Below are 17541 nucleotides of genomic sequence, written 5' to 3'. Positions count from 1 at the left end.
CTTGCATTAACGCGTCGACACGTACTGGCTGAGGCCGGACCGGAGGCGCAACCCGCAGGAATGATTGCCTGAGCCACTGTACTGAGAGTTGAAAATGAATAAGGTCTATAAGTGCATATTTAACGAGGCTACCGGCCAGTGGGTCGTGGCATCCGAGCTTGCCAAGGGCAAGAAAAAGCGCTCGACTCGCCTGCTGGCCGGTGTGATTGGCGCACTGATCGCCTCCACCGCCGCCGCCCAAACGCACTATTACAGCGTGAACGACAACGGTACCCCGGCAGCCAACTATGCCAACGACGGCGCGACCGGCACCAATGCCGTCAACGTCGCGCAGTTGAGACAAGTGGCAGACGCCTCCACGACGATCGGCGACAGTATCGAGAACGTCTACAACACCGGCACCAAGTATTTCCACGCCAACTCCACCGGCGCCGACGCCCAGGCCACCGGCCAGGATGCGATCGCCATCGGCACGGGCGCCGTCGCCAACAGCCCGGGCTCACTGGCCGCCGGCGTCGACAGCGAATCATCGAATACCGACAGCGTCGCCATCGGCACGCTCAGCCGCGCGCAAGGCGACTCAAGCGCCGCCATTGGCGTTGGCAGCAAAGCCAAGGGCGATTTCGCCGTGGCGCTGGGCGGCATCAGCGAAGCATCGGGTGACTCCAGCGTCGCGATCGGCTTGGCTGCCCGTGCGACCGCCGACAATAGCGTCGCGCTAGGTGCCGGTTCCGTCGCCTCGGGCGCTACGTTGAACAACGACGCCTATCTCGTCGGCGGCAAAGCGACGGGTGAAGTGAACGTGGGCAACCGCCGCATCACCGGTTTGTCGGCCGGCGCGGAAGATTCCGACGCCGTCAACGTCGCGCAGTTGAAACAAGTGGCCACCGACTCCACGACGATCAGCGACCGTATCGAGAACGTCTACAACACGGGCATCAAGTATTTCCACGCCAACTCCACCGGCGCCGACTCCCAGGCCGCCGGCCAGGATGCGGTCGCCATCGGCACGGGCGCCATCGCCAACGGCCCAGGCTCGATCGCGGCCGGCATCAACAGCGAATCGTCGAACACCGACAGCGTCGCCATCGGCACGCTCAGCAAGGCCAAGGGCGATTCGAGCGTGGCCATCGGCGTCAACAACAAAGCCACGGGCGATTTCTCCGTGGCGCTGGGCAGCATCAGCGAAGCATCGGGTGACTCCAGCGTCGCCATCGGCCTGGCCGCCCGCGCCACCGCCGACAACAGTGTTGCGCTGGGCGCCGGTTCCGTCGCCTCGGGCGCTACGTTGAACAACGACGCCTATCTCGTCGGCGGCAAAGCCACCGGTGAAGTGAACGTGGGCAACCGCCGCATCACCGGTTTGTCGGCTGGTGCGGAAGACTCCGACGCCGTCAATGTCGCCCAGTTGAAAAAAGTGACCACCGACTCCACGGCGATCGGCGACCGCATCGAAAACGTCTACAACACGGGCACCAAGTATTTCCACGCCAACTCCACCGGCGCCGACTCCCAGGCCGCCGGCCAGGATGCAGTCGCCATCGGCACGGGCGCCGTCGCCAACGGCCCAGGCTCGATCGCGGCCGGCATCAACAGCGAATCGTCGAACACCGACAGCGTCGCCATCGGCACGCTCAGCAAGGCCAAGGGCGATTCGAGCGTGGCCATCGGCGTCAACAACAAAGCCACGGGTAATTTCTCCGTGGCGCTGGGTGGCATCAGCGAAGCATCGGGTGACTCCAGCGTCGCGATCGGTCTCGCCGCCCGGGCGACCACCGCCAACAGCGTCGCGCTGGGCGCCAACAGCATCGCAAACGCAAGCCTGATCTCGGCCGCCTACAACCCGAACCCGCTGTTCATGCTGGCGGGCCTGACCCCGGTCGGCGAAGTCTCTGTCGGTTCGGCCGGCAGTGAACGACGCATCACCAACGTCGCTGCCGGCTCCGCCGACACCGACGCGGTCAACGTCAGCCAGTTGCGGTCCGCAGTCAGCGCCATTCCGACGACTCCCGCGGCCAATGACCGCGCGGTGAAGTACGACGGTGCCACCGGCTCGTCCAAGGACAAGGTCACGCTGGAAGGCGCCGCCTCGACGGACGGCGGAAAGACCGGCGGCACGACGATCACCAACGTCAGCCAGGGCGTGCTTTCCAAGACCAGTACCGACGCCGTCAACGGCAGCCAGCTTTTCGAGACCAACCAAAAGGTCGAGAACATCGATGGCCGCGTGACCAATATCGAAAACACGTTCATCTCGAACATCAACGATCTGGAGAACGGCTCGCGCTACTTTAAGGCGGACGGCACCAACACGGACGCCGACAAGGCGACCGTGCAGGCCGGCACCAACGGCGTCGCATCCGGCGCCAACGCGAACGTCACCGCGAAGAACGGTGTGGCCATCGGCAACAGCGCCGTGTCTTCGGCGGAAGAAACCGTCGCCGTCGGCGCAAATGCCAAAGCGTCCGCGTCCGGGGCAACCGCCACGGGCAGCGGCGCGCGCGCCTCGGGCAAGAAGAGCGTCGCAACGGGACAGAACGCCAACGCCAGCGCGAACAACTCGGTCGCAGTCGGCGCCGGCGCGCAGGCGTCGCACACCAACAGCGTGGCGTTGGGGGCGGATTCCGCGACCAACCGCGACAACTCCGTGTCGGTGGGTTACGCCGGCGGCGAACGCCAGATCACGAACATGGCGGCAGGCACGGCCCCGACCGACGGGGTCAACGTTTCGCAGTTGAACGACGCCAAGAACGACGTCATCAACTACACGAATGGAAAGCTGAGCAACCTGCGCAACGATGCCAACGCGGGCACGGCATCCGCGATGGCCATGGCGGCGCTGCCGCAAGCGACTCTACCGGGCAAGGGCATGTTCTCGCTTGGCGGCGGTACGTACGGCGGCCAAAGCGGCATGGCAGTCGGTGTTTCCGGCATGTCCGAAAGCGGCAAGTGGGTCTTCAAGGCAAACGCCACCACCAATACCCGGGGCGAGGTAGGCGCCGGCGTGGGCGTGGGCTTCCACTGGTAATCCACTCGTCGCCAATCCTCCCTGCGGCCGCCCCGGCCGCAGGCAAATCCTCTCTGGTTGAATGATCATGAAGACAAACAAAATTTGGACGGCCCGGGCCCTTGTGATCTCCGCCCTGATGCTCTTGCAGGCATGTTCCTTCGCGTCCGTCGGGACGGACGCGGCCGCGCTAGCCAGCTTTCCAGCACCGGAAAAGGCCTGGCCGCGGGAAGGGGCCTACCCCAACCCCGATAATCTCCGGATGTTGAAGCAGGGGATGACCAAAGACCAGTTGTACGGCCTGTTGGGCATGCCCCATTTCAATGAGGGGTTCTTCTACGTTCGGGAATGGAACTATCTCTTCCAGGTCAGCACTAGCGGCACGCCGTCGGCAAACGTCGGCGCCTGTCAATTGAAAATCAAATTCGATCAGGACATGCGAGCCGCCTCTTATCAATGGAAGCCGGAAAACTGCGCGGGACCAGAACCTGCGCTCCTGCGCGCTCACGCCCCGGCCGTCCAACGTCCCGAACACACCCTGCAGATCCCGGCACGCTGAGGGAAGGCGCCGCCAAGCCGCCATTCGGAAGCGGTATCATGACGCCACCCTAAATCACCGGATCCGTAGTCGTGACAAAACCCGCATTGCTGCTGGCGCTGGCCATCGTGTTGGCCGGCTGCTCCAAAGAAGAATCGCCTTGGACTCGCCTGCAAGCAGCGACGCCGCAATTGACGGTGGCGGCCAATACCCCGGACGCCGCCGTGAAATCCTGGTGGCATGTCCGCGACGAAGAAGCACGGTACGCGGTCACCGTCTGCAAGGAATCGGCCGAGTTGTACCGCCCGTTCCGCGCCGCCCGCGACAGCTTGTCGACGCAAGGGCTTCAGGCCAATCTGGCTGCCAACGACCAATGCGACCCGGAAAGCTACGAACGGGAAATCGTCAATGTCGATGTCCAATCCGACACCCGCGCGCTGGTCGTCGCCCACATCCGGAATGCCAAGCCGCCCACCCCAGGCTACGTCATGAACATCGACGAACGGGACAAGAAAGAACGCGGCGTGCGGATGCAGTACCTGCTTGAACGCGCCGACAACACGCAGGCCTGGAAAGTCACCCAGGTGTACGGCCAGAATCGGTACTGCACGGTCGCCCCGGTGAACGGATGGTGTCCGCTATACAACCAGAGCCCGGGCTCCGCCCATACCTACGTCTTCGAATCTGCTCAGTAGGCATGAACCACTGGGCAACGACGAGCCGGCACAAACGGCTTGTCATTGATGGGCCGGGGCGACGGGATCAGTTCACCGTGACGCCCGCCTCGCGCACCACATCCCCCCAAAGCGTGATTTCCTTCACGATCTGGTCACGGAAGTCCTGCGGGCTGCCCGGTGCGGCCGCCTCGCCCGTCGCCTTCAGCCGGTCCGCCATCTCGGGCAGCACGACCGCGGCATTGATCGCCGCATTGAGTTTGGCCTGGATCGCGGGCGGCAAGTCCTTAGGCGCGATGATGCCGTACCAGACCGTCACGTCATACGGCACCCCCGCCTCGCGCACCGTCGGGATGTCCGGCGCCGACGACACGCGTTGCGGCAGCGTCACGGCCAGCACCTTCAGGCGCTTGTCCGCCCGATAGGGCAGCGTGGAACCCGCCGTCGTCAACATCGCGTCGACCTGGCCGGAGACCGTATCGGTCAGCGCCGGCGCCGAGCCCTTGTACGGCACGTGGATCATGGAAATCCCCGCCGTCTTCAGGAAGGCCTCCGTCGCCAGATGCGAAATGCCGCCGGTGCCCGACGACGCATACGTCAGCACGCCCGGCTTTTTCTTGGCCAGGGCGACGAGGTCCGCCAAGGTCTCCACCGGCACCTTGGGATTGACCGAAACGAAGAACGGGGCACGCGCAATCATCCCGATTGGCGTCATGTCGCCTACCGGATCGAACGGCAATTTATACAGGCTGGGGTTGACCGAATAGCTATTCGAAATCAAGGTCAAGGTATAGCCGTCCGGAGCGGCCCGCAGGCCCTGCTCCACCCCCAGCTTGCCGCCGGCGCCAGGACGGTTTTCGACCACCACGGGCTGCTTCAGCCCATCGGACAGCAACTGCCCCAGCAGACGCGCGATCCCGTCGTTGCCGCCCCCGGCCGCGAACGGCACGATCAACTTGATCGGCTGCGACGGGTAGTCGTCGGCATGCGCAGCCTGGCCTGCCGTCAAGCCAAGCGCCAGCGCGGCGGGCAGCAACGCCCGCCCGACTTTGCGGCATGCCGCGTACATCCCGAATTGCTCTGCCATCCCTCTCTCCTCGTTGACGATTCGCGCATCGAACGGCGCGAATTTATTAGGTATCGGCGCGGAAAAACGCCACACAATTGGGCGCTGTGCGCGAGACGCCCAAGGCACCTCGCGAGCGCGGTTGCGCCTAGCGTCGCGAAGTATGCCTTATCCGGTACCGGTCCACTGCCGGCGCCCGCCACACAGGGAAAACCCGTTAACGCACCCGTTCCCCGCAGCCCCTTGTAGACGCGTCGGGGCAGCGGGATTAGAATTCGCGACCGTTGCCCTTAGACCGATGATTCACCGACCACAGCGTCCGGCGATCGCCTTTGGAGTATCAATTACCGGTATCGCCATCTGTGACGAAAAACAGGCCGCTGAAACACGAAATTTCCGCATGGACGCAGTCGGTATCGGATGACCGCCTGCCGTCAATCAAGCGCGTTGGTGTGCAGAGGGTTTCCGGGCGTAATATCTCTCTCACACACATAGGCAGGCAATATGGAACGGACGACTTTGGATGCTTGTACGCCAAGTAATCTCGCTATCTATATTTCCGGGGGGATTGGTGACGGCATCCTCAATATGGTTTTTGTGCGAGCCTTGGCCGAGCACATAGGGACGCCCGTCACGCTTCTCATGACGCAACCCGGTTCGTCGCTGGCGCTATTTCGGGCCCAACCTTATGTAAAAGAAGTCGTCCAACTGCGAGAAATCAGCAAGTTGGAGGGTCGGACACGCGTCGCGCGTATCAGCGACGTGTTGGCGGCGGGATCTTACGACGCGCTTTTCCTGTTTACATTCCGCTCGCATGTCGCGGCGGCTGCCAGCCGTGCTGGCATACCGCAGCGCGTGGGCTTCCTGCGCTGGCATCACCCGCATTATTCGCGTTGGCTGACCGACCAGATTTGGGTTCGGCGCAAGGGAACGCCGCATCCCGATACGCATACCTGGCTGCCGGCGATGTTGCGCAAGGTGGGCTGCCCCTATGAAGCGCGCTATCCCTCGCTTGAGATCGCCCCGCATGCCCTTGATGTCGCCCAGCAACTCACGCAGGGTTTGCCGCGGATGGTCGGCTTTGGCTTGAACGCCTCTGCGCCAAACCGGCGCTATTCTGCTCAGGCCTATGCGCAGGTCGCGCGTATCTTGCACGAACGCGACCCTGGCCTGGCATTTCTACTCTGTGGTGCCAGCGATGTACGGCACATCGCGCAGGAGCTTCGCGACGCATTGCCGTCATGGATCCGTATTCTTGACATCACGGAAGGCAATACGGACATCTGCGTCAGCCAAGCGCTGATCGCACGCACTTTGGCCTTTGCGACAAACGACAGCATGGGCATGCATATCGCCATCGCCCATGGCGTCCCGACGGTCGGACTGTTCGGATGCAGCCCGGTCATGCGTTACGCGCCCTGTTTGCATCCTCTTGAACCGTCTGGCAGCCCAGGCATGGACGGCATCTCGCCATCCGTCGTGGCCGATGCGATCTGGAGCCGGTTGCCCGGCGCGATCAAAATGGAGACGATCACCCCTTGATAGCGCAAAAGATAAAGGCCGTTAGTGAGTGCACTCACTAACGGCCTTTCTCATTGGGTCTTACATTGGTCTTGCAATTTTTGGTCGGGGCGGTGGGATTCGAACTCACGACCCTCTGCTCCCAAAGCAGATGCGCTACCAGGCTGCGCTACGCCCCGAAGGGTGGCAACTATACCAGAATCCCGCCCTGCCCGGGAGGGCCCTCCACCGATGCGAGCCAATGTCCGTCGCCTTCCGGCTATCTCCTGATTGACACCTATATAGTTCAAGCCTAAATTATTTACGGCTGCCGACGCATGACGGGCAGCCGCCTTCGGGCAAAAACACGCATAGACACTCATCGGGAAATACATGGCAAACGCCTCCACTCCATCCGCCTGGGCCGCGCCCCGGCGGACCACCTGCACCGTGCTGTTCGTCTGCTGGCTGGCCATCCTGTTCGAAGGCTACGACGTGGGCGTGATGGGAGCGGTGCTGCCCGCCTTGGCCGACGACAAGAACTGGAACCTGTCGCCCATACAGCTCGGCATGCTGGGCAGCTACGCGCTGGCGGGCATGTTCGTGGGGTCATTCGCCGTCGGCACGCTAAGCGACCTGCTGGGGCGCCGGCGCATGCTGCTGGCCTGCGTCAGCCTGTTTTCGCTGACGATGATCGGCGCGGCCTGGGCACCCACGCCCGCGTGGTTCGCGACCTTCCGCTTCATCGGCGGGCTGGGGCTGGGCGGCGTGATCCCTGTCGCCGCCGCGCTGACCATCGAATATTCCCCGCCGGCAAAGCGAGGCTTCAACTATGGCGTGATGTATTCGGGCTATTCACTGGGCATCCTGTGTTCGGCCGCGGTGGCGATGGCCCTGCTTAGCCATTGGGGCTGGCGCTCGGTGATCGCCGTGGGCGCCCTGCCCTTGCTGCTGGTGCCGCTGCTGGCGCGGCTGCTGCCCGAATCGCTGGAGTACCTGCTGGCCAAGGGCGACGAGGCCGGTGCGCGCGCGCAGGCGCAGCGCCTGGGCATCGTATCGCTGGACCCGTTCCGGCCTCGTGAAGTCTCGGGCGACAAGGCCACCTGGCGCGACGTGATGGCGGCCGTGTTCTCGCCCCGCCACCTGCGCGCCACGCTGTGCTTCTGGGGCGCGCTGTTCCTGGGCATGATGCTGGTCTATGGGCTGAATACGTGGCTGCCGCAGATCATGCGCAAGAACGGCTATGACCTGGGGTCCAGCCTGTCCTTCCTGCTGGTGTTCAGCCTGGCGTCCGCCATCGGCGGCCTGGTGCTGGGCCAGTTCGCCGACAAGACCGAACCGCGCAAGATCGTCGCGCTGTTCTTTCTGATCGGGGCCGTGGGCATCTACTGCCTGACCTACAACAATCCGCTGATCGTGAACTACCTGTGGGTGGCGCTGGCTGGCGTGGGCAGCATTTCTTCGTCGCTGATCCTGACGGGCTATCTCGCCGGCTACTACCCGGCGCACGCCCGCGGTGCGGCGACCGGCTGGGCGCTGTCGTTCGCCCGCATCGGCGCCATGAGCGGCCCGATCGTCGGCGGCTATCTGGCCGGCCTGCAACTGCCACTGGCGTGGAATTTCATCGCCTTCTCGTGCGCGGCGGTGCTGGCCGCGGTCTTCGTGGTCTTGATCCCCGGCCGTTACGCCGGCAATCCGGCGACGGAGCCTGCCAAGGGCACCGCAGCAGCCTTGCAGCGTTCCTGATTCCGCTAGACCCAATGCGAAAACGGCGCGCCCATCAGGCGCGCCGTTTTCGCATCAGGGAACGATCCGCGATGCGATCAGCCGAAACGGCCCGTGATGTAGTCTTCGGTTTCCTTGCGCGACGGCTTCACGAAGATCTGGTCGGTCTGGCCGAATTCCATCAGCTCGCCCAAATACATGTAGGCGGTGTAGTCCGAGCAACGGGCTGCCTGCTGCATGTTGTGCGTCACGATCACGACCGTGTAGTCGTTCTTCAGTTCAGCGATCAGCTCTTCGATCTTGGCGGTGGAAATCGGATCCAGCGCCGAGCAAGGCTCGTCCAGCAGCAGCACTTCCGGTTTGATGGCCACGCCGCGCGCGATGCACAGGCGTTGTTGCTGGCCGCCCGACAGGCTGTTGCCGCTCTGGTGCAGCTTGTCCTTCACTTCGTTCCACAGCGCGGCCTTGCTCAGCGCCCATTCCACGCGCTCGTCCATCTCGCCCTTGGACAGGCGTTCGAACAGGCGCACGCCGAAAGCGATGTTGTCGTAGATGCTCATCGGGAACGGCGTGGGCTTCTGGAACACCATGCCGACCTTGGCGCGGATCAGCGAAATGTCGGTCTTGGTGGTCAGCAGGTTTTCACCGTCCAGCATGATTTCGCCCTCGGCGCGCTGGCCGGGGTACAGCTCGAACATGCGGTTGAACGTGCGCAAAAGCGTCGACTTGCCGCAGCCCGACGGGCCGATGAAGGCGGTGACCTTCTTCTCCTGGATCGACATGTTCACATTGCGGATCGCATGGAACTTGCCGTAGTAGAAGTTCAGGTTCTTGACCTCGATCTTGTTCTTGACGGCGGTAGCGGTGTTTTCCATTTCTTTTCCCTTGGCTCCGGCGCGCCATGCGCGCCGGCACAGCGATCTTTACTTGCGGAACATGTTGCGGGCAAGGATGTTGATGCCCAGCACCAGCAGCGTAATCAGCGTGGCCCCGGCCCAGGCCAGGTCGTTCCAGTCCTTGAAGGGGCTGGCTGCGTATTGGTAGATCACGACCGGCAGGTTGGCCATCGGCGCATTCATGTTGAACGACATGAACTGGTTGGACAGCGCGGTGAACAGCAGCGGCGCGGTCTCGCCCGAGATCCGGGCAATGGCCAGCAGCACGCCGGTGATGATGCCGGTCTTGGCGGCGCGATAGCAAACCAGCGTGATCATGCGCCACTTGGGGCAGCCCAGCGCCGCCGCGGCTTCGCGCAGGCTGTTGGGCACCAGCAGCAGCATGTTGTCAGTCGTGCGCACCACCACCGGAATCACCAGGATCGACAGCGCAAGCGCGCCGGCCCAGCCGGAGTAGTGCCCCACCTGCGCCACATACACGGCGTAGATGAACAGGCCGATGATGATGGACGGGGCCGACAGCAGCACATCGTTCAGGAAGCGCGTCGCAGGCGCCAGCCAGCCGCGCTGGCCGTATTCCGCCAGGTAGGTGCCGGCCAGGATGCCCACCGGCGTGCCGATCAGCGTGCCCACGCCCGCCATCACCACGCTGCCGAAGATCGCGTTGATCAAGCCGCCGGTTTGCCCCGGCGGCGGCGTAATCTCGGTGAACAGCGTGTAGGACAGCGCGGGCGCGCCCTTGGTCAACAGCGTCAGAATGATCCAGAACAGCCAGAACAGGCCGAACCCCAGCGTGCCCAGGGACACCGCCAGCATGATGCGGTTGACCACGCGGCGCCGGCGGTAGATGCCATTCTGCATATTGAGTACGGATACAGCCATGATCTTTTCCTTGTGCTCGCGTCGGGTCAGGTCTTCTTGCCTTCGCCGGCGGACAGGCGAACCAGCAGCACCTTGGCCAGGGCCAGCACGATCGTCGTGATCAGGAACAGGATCAGGCCCAGTTCCAGCAACGCCGACTTCTGGATGCCGCCCGCTTCATTGAATTCATTGGCCAGCGCCGACGCGATCGAGTTGCCCGGCGAGAACAGCGACCCGGACCACTTGAAGGCGTTGCCGATCACGAACGTCACGGCCATCGTCTCGCCCAGCGCACGTCCCAGGCCCAGCATGATGCCGCCGATGACGCCCGACTTGGTGAAGGGCAGCACCACGCGCCACATCACTTCCCAGGTCGTGCTGCCCAGCCCGTAGGCCGATTCCTTCAGCATCGCCGGCACCAGTTCGAACACGTCGCGCATCACCGCCGCGATGAACGGGATGATCATGATCGACAGGATCAGGCCGGCCGTGAAGATGCCGATGCCGAACGGCGGGCCCGCGAAGATGCCGCCGATGATGGGCACGCTGCCCAGGGTGGCGATCAGGAAGGGCTGCACATACTGCTGGAACACCGGCACGAAGACGAACAGGCCCCACATGCCGTAGATGATCGACGGGATCGCCGCCAGCATTTCCACGGCGGTGCCCAACGGGCGGCGCAGCCAGGTCGGCGACAGTTCAGTCAGGAAGATGGCGATGCCGAAGGACACCGGCACCGCGATGATCAGCGCGATGGCCGATGTCAGCAGCGTGCCTATGATCGGCACCACGGCACCATAGTTCTGGTTGACGGGATCCCAGTCGTTCAGCCACAGGAACGACAGGCCGTACTTGGCCAGCGATTCACGGCTGCCGTAAATCAGGGATACGAGAATCGCCGCCAGCAAAATGAACACCAGGAAGGCGAACAGGCGGGTCAGATTCTTGAAAAGCGCATCCATCAGCGCATTTTTATTTTGCTTCATAGGCGAAGGCGTGCCGGTAGTCACGGAGTCCGCCACGCTGGGCGAAAGCGGCACACTATTATCCATTACCGCGCTCATGGATGGACTTTCCTTAGGTAACCTTGGGGGAAACAACGAGGTCTACTTGCGGCAGACCGCCCCGTTCTTCTGCGCACAGAAAGCCAGGGGCGGCTGCTTGATGGGTTGCGCGCTCGGGGAGATCGGCGTTCTTGCCTGGCTCCCCTTGCGCTTCACCCACCTACTTCCAGACGGCCTTGCCGTCGGCAGCCTTCACTTCGCCCCAAGCAGCGCGGATTTCCTTGGTGACGGCTTCCGGCAGCGGCACGTAGTCCATCGTTTCAGCCGACTTGGCGCCATTCTTGAACGCCCAGTCGAAGAATTCCAGCACGGCCTTGCCCTGAGCCGGCTTGTCTTGCGACTTGTGGATCAGGATGAAGGTGGCGGCGGTGACGGGCCACGAATCGGCACCCGGCTCGTCGGTCAGGACCACGCCCATGCCCGGCGCGCTCTTCCAGTCGGCGTTGGCGGCCGCGGCGGCGAATGCCTTCTGCTCGGGCTGGACGAACTTGCCGGCCTTGTTCTGCAGCTGCGTCCAGGCCAGCTTGTTTTGCTTGGCGTAGGCGTATTCCACGTAGCCGATCGAGTTCTTCAGCTGGCCGACGTAGGCGGCGACGCCTTCGTTGCCCTTGCCGCCTTGACCGGTGGGCCACTTGACGGCCTTGCCTTCACCGACTTGCGACTTCCAGTCGGCCGACACCTTGGACAGGTAGTTGGTCCAACCGAACGTGGTGCCCGAGCCGTCCGAACGGTGCACGACGATGATGTCGGCCGAAGGCAGCTTGACGTCGGGGTTCAGCGCCTTGATGGCGGCATCGTCCCACTTCTTGATCTTGCCCAGGAAGATGTCGGCCAGCACGGTGCCGGACAGCTTCAGCTTGCCCGGCTCGACGCCGTCGACGTTCACGACCGCCACGGTACCGCCGATCACGGCCGGGAACTGCAGCAGGCCGTTCTTTTCCAGGTCAGCCGCCTTCATGGGATCGTCCGAGGCGCCGAAATCGACGGTCTTGGCGATGATCTGCTGCTGGCCGCCGCCCGAACCGATCGACTGGTAGTTGACCGCGTTGTTGGTGGCAGCCTTGTAGTCGGACGCCCACTTGGCGTAGATCGGGTACGGGAACGATGCGCCGGCGCCGGTGACATCGGCGGCCTGAACGGCAAAGACGGCGGCGCTCAGCGCGACGCCCAGGGAAACTTGCTTGAAGACACGTTTGAACATCAGGGTTCCTTCTGTGCTCGTTGGAGGAGTCTGGTCAGGCTTTTTCGGTGCCTGTCTTTCAGCGACCCTCGCATCTTAGAAGCCCAACGTGACAAGATAGTGACAGTCACATACGCTTCATGCGACACCGTTTTCACCCCCCGAAAACACTGCGGCCACCCTGGAGACCGGGGCGGCCGCGATATTCAGGGACAATTCCCCGTGTGACAAGCCGGCACCTTACACGCCCAGTTTCTGCATCAGGTACAGGTGCAGGTTGAACGGCTCTCGGCGGCTCTTGACCCGGGCGTAATCGCCATCGGGCTGCTGCTGCCATGCCAATTGGTTATCACGAAGCGCGTAAGTGAACGCTTCGTCGATAACGCGCTTCTTCAAGGTCTTGTCGTAGATCGGAAAGGCGATTTCCACGCGGCGGAAGAAATTGCGGTCCATCCAGTCGGCCGACGACAGGTAGACGGTTTCTTCGCCATCCGCAAAGAAATAGAACACCCGCGAATGCTCCAGGAAGCGGCCCACGATGGAACGCACCCGGATGTTTTCGGACAACCCTGGCACGCCGGCGCGTAGCGCGCATACGCCGCGCACGATCAGGTCGATCTTCACGCCGGCCTGGCTGGCCTTGTAGAGCTCTTCGATGATCTGCTCTTCCAGCAGCGAATTCATCTTGGCCATGATGCGTGCACGCTTGCCCGCCTTGGCCGCCCGGGCCTCGGCGCGGATCAGCGCCACCATGCCGTCATGCATGGTGAAGGGCGACTGCATCAGCGCCTTGAGCGAACGGCGCGCGCCCAGCCCGGTCAATTGCGCGAACACCTTGTCCATGTCCTCGCACAGCTTCGGATCCGCGGTCAGCAGCCCGAAGTCGGTGTACAGCCTGGCCGTGCGGGGGTGGTAATTGCCCGTGCCCAAGTGGGCGTAGCGGCGCAGGCGGCCGTTCTCGCGGCGCAGCACCACCGCCATCTTGGCGTGGGTCTTGTGCGCCACGACCCCGTACACCACGTGCGCACCCACCTCTTCCAGCTTGGACGCCCAGTTGATATTCGTCTGCTCGTCGAAGCGCGCCATCAGCTCCACCACCACCGTCACTTCCTTGCCGGCGCGCGCGGCGGCCAGCAGGATCTTCATCAGCTCGGAATCCTCGCCAGTGCGGTAGATGGTCTGCTTGATGGCCATCACGTCCGGGTCCAGCGCGGCGGCCGTCAGGAAATCGATGACAGGCTGGAACGACTGGTACGGGTGGTGCAGCAGCCGGTCCTGCTCGGCCACGGCCTCGAACAGCTCGGACGGCTTGTCGCCCACGCGGTCGAAGGGCGCAGGCACCGGCGCGCGGTAATCGGGGAACAGCAGGTCGGGCCGCAGATCCGAATTGCACAACTGCATCAGGCGCGACAGGTTCACTGGCCCCGGCACGCGGTAGGTGTCCTGCGCGGTCAGCGAAAACTCCCGTTGCAGGAAGGTTTCCAGCTCGACGGGCGTCAGCTTGTCGATTTCCAGCCGCACCGCGGCGCCGAAGTTGCGCTGCGACAATTCGCCCTGCAGCGCATGGCGCAGATTGGTGACTTCTTCCTCGTCCACGAACAGGTCGCTGTTGCGCGTGACCCGCCATTGGTAGCAGCCCAGCATCTCCAGCCCCGGGAAGAGCTCGCCCACGAAGGCGCGCAGCAGGGACGTCAGCAGGATGAACCCTTCGGGGTGGCCCGACAGCTCGGGCGGCATCTTGATCAGGCGCGGCAGCGCGCGCGGCGCTTGCACGACGGCGATCGACGCCTGGCGGCCGAAGGCGTCGGCCCCGGCCAGCGACACGATGAAATTCAGGCTCTTGTTGTAGACCCGGGGAAACGGGTGCGCCGGATCCAGCCCGATCGGGGTCAAGAGCGGCATCACGTCGCGGTTGAACACGTCGCGCGCCCACTCCTGCTGCTCGGGGTTCCATTCGGACGCGTGATGCAGGGTGATGCCCTCGGACTGCATGGCAGGCAGGATCTCGTCGTTCAGCAGGTTGTACTGGCGCGCCACCAGGGCGTGCACGGCTTGCTGGACGTTTTCGAACGCCTGGTCCGGCGTCATCCCGTCCGGGCCGACCAGATTGGGCGACTGGCGTTGCTGCTCTTTCAGACTGGAGATCCGGATTTCAAAGAACTCGTCCAGATTGGAACTGACGATACATACGTACCGCAGCCGTTCCAGCAACGGCGTCTTCGGATTTTCCGCCATCGCCAGCACACGGTCGTTGAATTTGAGCAGCGACAACTCGCGATTCATGAGCAAGGGCTCGCCAGGCGGGCGTGTGGGCATACCGGATTCCATACGTAGAGGGAGCGTGGAGTTTTACTGCAAATAAGTGACGGTTCTATGACACCGCGCCAAATCCGTAGCGTACGCCAAAATCGGGACATATAGCGCGCGCCCGTTTTCTCTCAAGCCCCTGTTCCATAAGCGAAAACCCGTACCTCAGGGCATTGTCATATGGGGTCTCTATAATCAGGCCACCTCAAAGCCAATATTACGAGCCGCATGGATCAACTTCTGGCCGCGGTGGACCTCGGGTCCAACAGCTTCCGCCTCTCCATCGGACGCATCGTTCAACAGGACGGTACGCCCCAGATCTATCAGATCGATCGCCTCAAGGAAACCGTCCGGCTTGCCGCCGGCCTGGACGCCGAAAAGCGTCTTGGCGACGACGCCATCGAGCGCGCCATCGCCGTCCTGGAACGCTTTGGCGACCGCCTGCGCAGCTTCCATCCCAACCGCGTCCGCGCGGTCGCGACCAATACCTTCCGAGTCGCCCGCAACACGCGGGACTTCCTGCCCCGCGCCGAAGCCGCGTTGGGCTTTCCCATCGAAGTCATCGCCGGCCGCGAAGAGGCCCGCCTGATCTTCTCGGGCGTGGTCCACACCCTGCCGCCGTCGCCCAACAAGCGGCTGGTCATCGACATCGGCGGCGGCTCCACCGAAGTCATCATCGGCAAAGGCCACGAACCCGGCCTGATGTCGTCGCTGTACATGGGTTGCGTCAGCTACAGCCGCCAGTTCTTCTCGGACGGCGTGGTGGACGCCCACCAGATGAAGCAGGCCGAACTGGCTGCCCGTCGCGAAATCGAAGTCATCGCCAAGCAGTACCGCAAGATGGGCTGGAAAGAGGCCTATGGCTCCTCCGGTACCGCCAAGGCGCTCTTCGCGATCCTGACGGAAGGCGGCTTCTCCGACCGCGGCATCACCCGCACGGGCCTGGCCAAGCTGAAAGACCGCATCGTGCGTTCCGGCCGGGTCATCCCGTCCGAACTGCCCGGCATCAAGATCGAGCGTTCGGACGTGCTGCCCGGCGGCCTGGCCATCATGAGCGCGCTGTTCGATGAACTGGGCATCGAGGTCATGCATACCGGCGACGGCGCGCTGCGCCTGGGCGTGCTGTACGACCTGCTGGGCCGCGACGATGAACACGACAAGCGCGATGAATCGGTGCGCCAGTTCATGAAGCGCTACCACGTGGACCTGAACCAGGCCCGCCGCGTGCGCCACGCCGCGCTGACACTGTTCGACGCCATGTTCCCCGAAGGCCAGGAACGGGCCGAACTGCGCCCGGCGCTGGGTTGGGCGGCCGACTTGCACGAAGTGGGCCTGTCCATCGCGCACAACGCGTATCACAAGCACACCGCCTACGTGCTGGAAAACGCCGACATGCCGGGCTTCTCTCGCGCCGACCAGCAATTGCTGGCACTGCTGGCACTGGGCCATCAAGGCAAGCTGACCAAGCTGGAACCGCTGATCCGCACGCGTCCGCAATGGAAGGCCATCCTTAGCCTGCGCCTGGCCGTCCTGCTGTTCCGCCGCCGCGGCGAGATCGAACCGCTGCCGCTGACGGCCTCGGTCCGCGACAACTCCATCGTCGTGCGCGTCAACCGCGAATGGCTGGCCCAGCACCCCTTGAGCGACTTCACGCTGCGCGCGGAAGAAGCGGAATGGAACAAGGTGGGGTTTTCGTTCGAATTGCTGGAATTCTGACATCCGCGCGCTGAATGGGCGCGAACAAGACAACGGGCGATGGCTGCACAGCCATCGCCCGTTTTTTCTTTAGAACGGCGACAGGTCCGTCTCGCGGTGAAGCTGCTTGAGCTCCATGCGCAAGGGCCGCGTGGCCCGCCGTATCAATCTGATCTTCATCCGGCGGATCAGGCGGCGCATGATGATCAGCGCTGGCCGTTGATGGCCGCAGGTTGATCCAGACCGAAGTGACGGCGGTAGCGCTCGTCCATGCGGTCCATTTTCAGCAGCACCGGGAAGTCCGCGGCATTGAAATCCGGGTCCCAGGCGGGTTCACCGCACACCTTGGCGCCCAGCTTCAGGTAGCCCTTGATCAGCGGCGGCACGCGGGCCGGCAGCGTGCTGTTCAGCTTTTCCACCGGATACCGGTGCAGCGGCACCACGCGGGGCTCGCTTTCCAGCGGCAGGTGCTTGGAAATCGTGCGCCAGACTTCCGCCGCGGTGACGCCGTCGTCGCGCAGGCTGACGCTTGCGCAGCCCAGCACGTATTCGTAACCGCCGCGGCGCAGGTACTCGGCCAGGCCGGACCACAGCAGCATGATGACCGCGCCGTTGCGGTAGTCGGCATGCGTGCAAGAGCGGCCGACTTCGACCAGGTTATCGCGGATCGCGCCCAGGCCGGATAGATCGAATTCGGATTGCGAGTAGTAACCGCCCGCCTCCCGCGCCTTTTCGGGCGTCAGGATCCGGTACGTGCCGACGATGCGGCCCGTATCCATTTCGCGGACCATCAGGTGTTCGCAGAAGGGATCGAAACGATCATGTTCGATGCCGTCTTGGGCGTCAGGAAACACGACCCCCATATCCTCAGTGAAGACGTCGTAGCGCAGACGCTGAATCTGCTCGATTTCTTCAGCCGTGCGCGCCAGTCCGACCGCCAGCACCTTCGGGGCGGCGCCCGTGAACGGTTCGGCGGGATTACGGGTAGGGTTGATGCGTGCTAGTTCCAGCATTGCGCGAAGCTCCTA

Annotated in this window: 13 protein-coding genes and 1 tRNA gene; 6 read left to right on the top strand and 8 right to left on the bottom strand. The window is 63.5% G+C overall.

Annotated features, from left to right (window positions below; all coding sequences use genetic code 11):
- Positions 1-94 precede the first annotated feature (94 nt).
- The 3 genes from A9973_RS23005 to A9973_RS22995 all read left to right on the top strand — a co-directional run bounded on the left by A9973_RS23005 (position 95) and on the right by A9973_RS22995 (position 4240).
- On the top strand, positions 95-3028 hold the full coding sequence (locus A9973_RS23005) for a YadA-like family protein (RefSeq protein ID WP_183015976.1): 2934 nt from the start codon (positions 95-97) through the stop codon (positions 3026-3028).
- 67 nt (positions 3029-3095) lie between these two features.
- Complete coding sequence (locus A9973_RS23000; protein ID WP_220805617.1) at positions 3096-3566, top strand: outer membrane protein assembly factor BamE; 471 nt, start codon at positions 3096-3098, stop codon at positions 3564-3566.
- 71 nt (positions 3567-3637) lie between these two features.
- Positions 3638-4240 (top strand): hypothetical protein, encoded by a 603-nt coding sequence (locus A9973_RS22995; protein ID WP_370539525.1) that lies wholly within the window; start codon positions 3638-3640, stop codon positions 4238-4240.
- A 67-nt stretch (positions 4241-4307) separates the two neighbouring features.
- Here the strand turns inward: A9973_RS22995 and A9973_RS22990 are convergent, their stop codons facing one another.
- Positions 4308-5306, bottom strand: a complete 999-nt coding sequence (locus tag A9973_RS22990) for a tripartite tricarboxylate transporter substrate binding protein (protein ID WP_183015974.1) — start codon at positions 5304-5306, stop codon at positions 4308-4310.
- Between the two features lie 483 nt (positions 5307-5789).
- Between A9973_RS22990 and A9973_RS22985 the strand changes: the two genes are divergently transcribed.
- Entirely contained in the window at positions 5790-6827 is a 1038-nt protein-coding gene (locus A9973_RS22985; RefSeq protein ID WP_183015973.1) for a glycosyltransferase family 9 protein, read from the top strand.
- 81 nt (positions 6828-6908) lie between these two features.
- Here A9973_RS22985 and A9973_RS22980 read toward each other — a convergent pair.
- Positions 6909-6985: transfer RNA gene (locus A9973_RS22980), tRNA-Pro, on the bottom strand.
- Positions 6986-7178: 193 nt separating this feature from the next.
- On the opposite strand from A9973_RS22980, the gene A9973_RS22975 reads away from it, so the two are divergent.
- Positions 7179-8531 carry an aromatic acid/H+ symport family MFS transporter gene (locus A9973_RS22975; RefSeq protein ID WP_183015972.1) on the top strand — a complete coding sequence of 451 codons (1353 nt, stop codon included), beginning with the start codon at positions 7179-7181 and terminating at the stop codon, positions 8529-8531.
- Between the two features lie 77 nt (positions 8532-8608).
- On the opposite strand, the gene pstB is transcribed toward A9973_RS22975, so the two are convergent.
- The 5 genes from pstB to ppk1 all read right to left on the bottom strand — a co-directional run bounded on the left by pstB (position 8609) and on the right by ppk1 (position 14827).
- On the bottom strand, positions 8609-9385 hold the full coding sequence (gene pstB, locus A9973_RS22970; RefSeq protein ID WP_006222891.1) for a phosphate ABC transporter ATP-binding protein PstB: 777 nt from the start codon (positions 9383-9385) through the stop codon (positions 8609-8611).
- Positions 9386-9433: 48 nt separating this feature from the next.
- Positions 9434-10288: a phosphate ABC transporter permease PstA gene (pstA, locus tag A9973_RS22965; RefSeq protein ID WP_183015971.1), complete on the bottom strand. Its 855-nt coding sequence runs from the start codon at positions 10286-10288 to the stop codon at positions 9434-9436.
- A 26-nt stretch (positions 10289-10314) separates the two neighbouring features.
- Positions 10315-11331, bottom strand: coding sequence for a phosphate ABC transporter permease subunit PstC (gene pstC, locus A9973_RS22960; RefSeq protein ID WP_183015970.1), 1017 nt, complete (start codon positions 11329-11331; stop codon positions 10315-10317).
- Between the two features lie 160 nt (positions 11332-11491).
- A complete protein-coding gene (gene pstS, locus A9973_RS22955) occupies positions 11492-12532 on the bottom strand; it encodes a phosphate ABC transporter substrate-binding protein PstS (RefSeq protein ID WP_183015969.1) in 1041 nt (346 codons plus the stop codon).
- A gap of 219 nt (positions 12533-12751) precedes the next feature.
- Positions 12752-14827, bottom strand: a complete 2076-nt coding sequence (ppk1, locus tag A9973_RS22950) for a polyphosphate kinase 1 (protein WP_183015968.1) — start codon at positions 14825-14827, stop codon at positions 12752-12754.
- Between the two features lie 219 nt (positions 14828-15046).
- Here ppk1 and ppx point away from each other — a divergent pair, with 219 nt between their 5' ends.
- Positions 15047-16534, top strand: a complete 1488-nt coding sequence (gene ppx, locus A9973_RS22945) for an exopolyphosphatase (RefSeq protein WP_183015967.1) — start codon at positions 15047-15049, stop codon at positions 16532-16534.
- Between the two features lie 185 nt (positions 16535-16719).
- Here the strand turns inward: ppx and A9973_RS22940 are convergent, their stop codons facing one another.
- Complete coding sequence (locus A9973_RS22940; RefSeq protein WP_183015966.1) at positions 16720-17526, bottom strand: GNAT family N-acetyltransferase; 807 nt, start codon at positions 17524-17526, stop codon at positions 16720-16722.
- Positions 17527-17541: the final 15 nt, after the last annotated feature.

Source organism: Achromobacter sp. UMC46, assembly GCF_014170335.1.
Taxonomy (GTDB): Bacteria; Pseudomonadota; Gammaproteobacteria; order Burkholderiales; family Burkholderiaceae_B; genus Achromobacter.
This window is presented reverse-complemented; position numbering and strand designations above follow the sequence as displayed.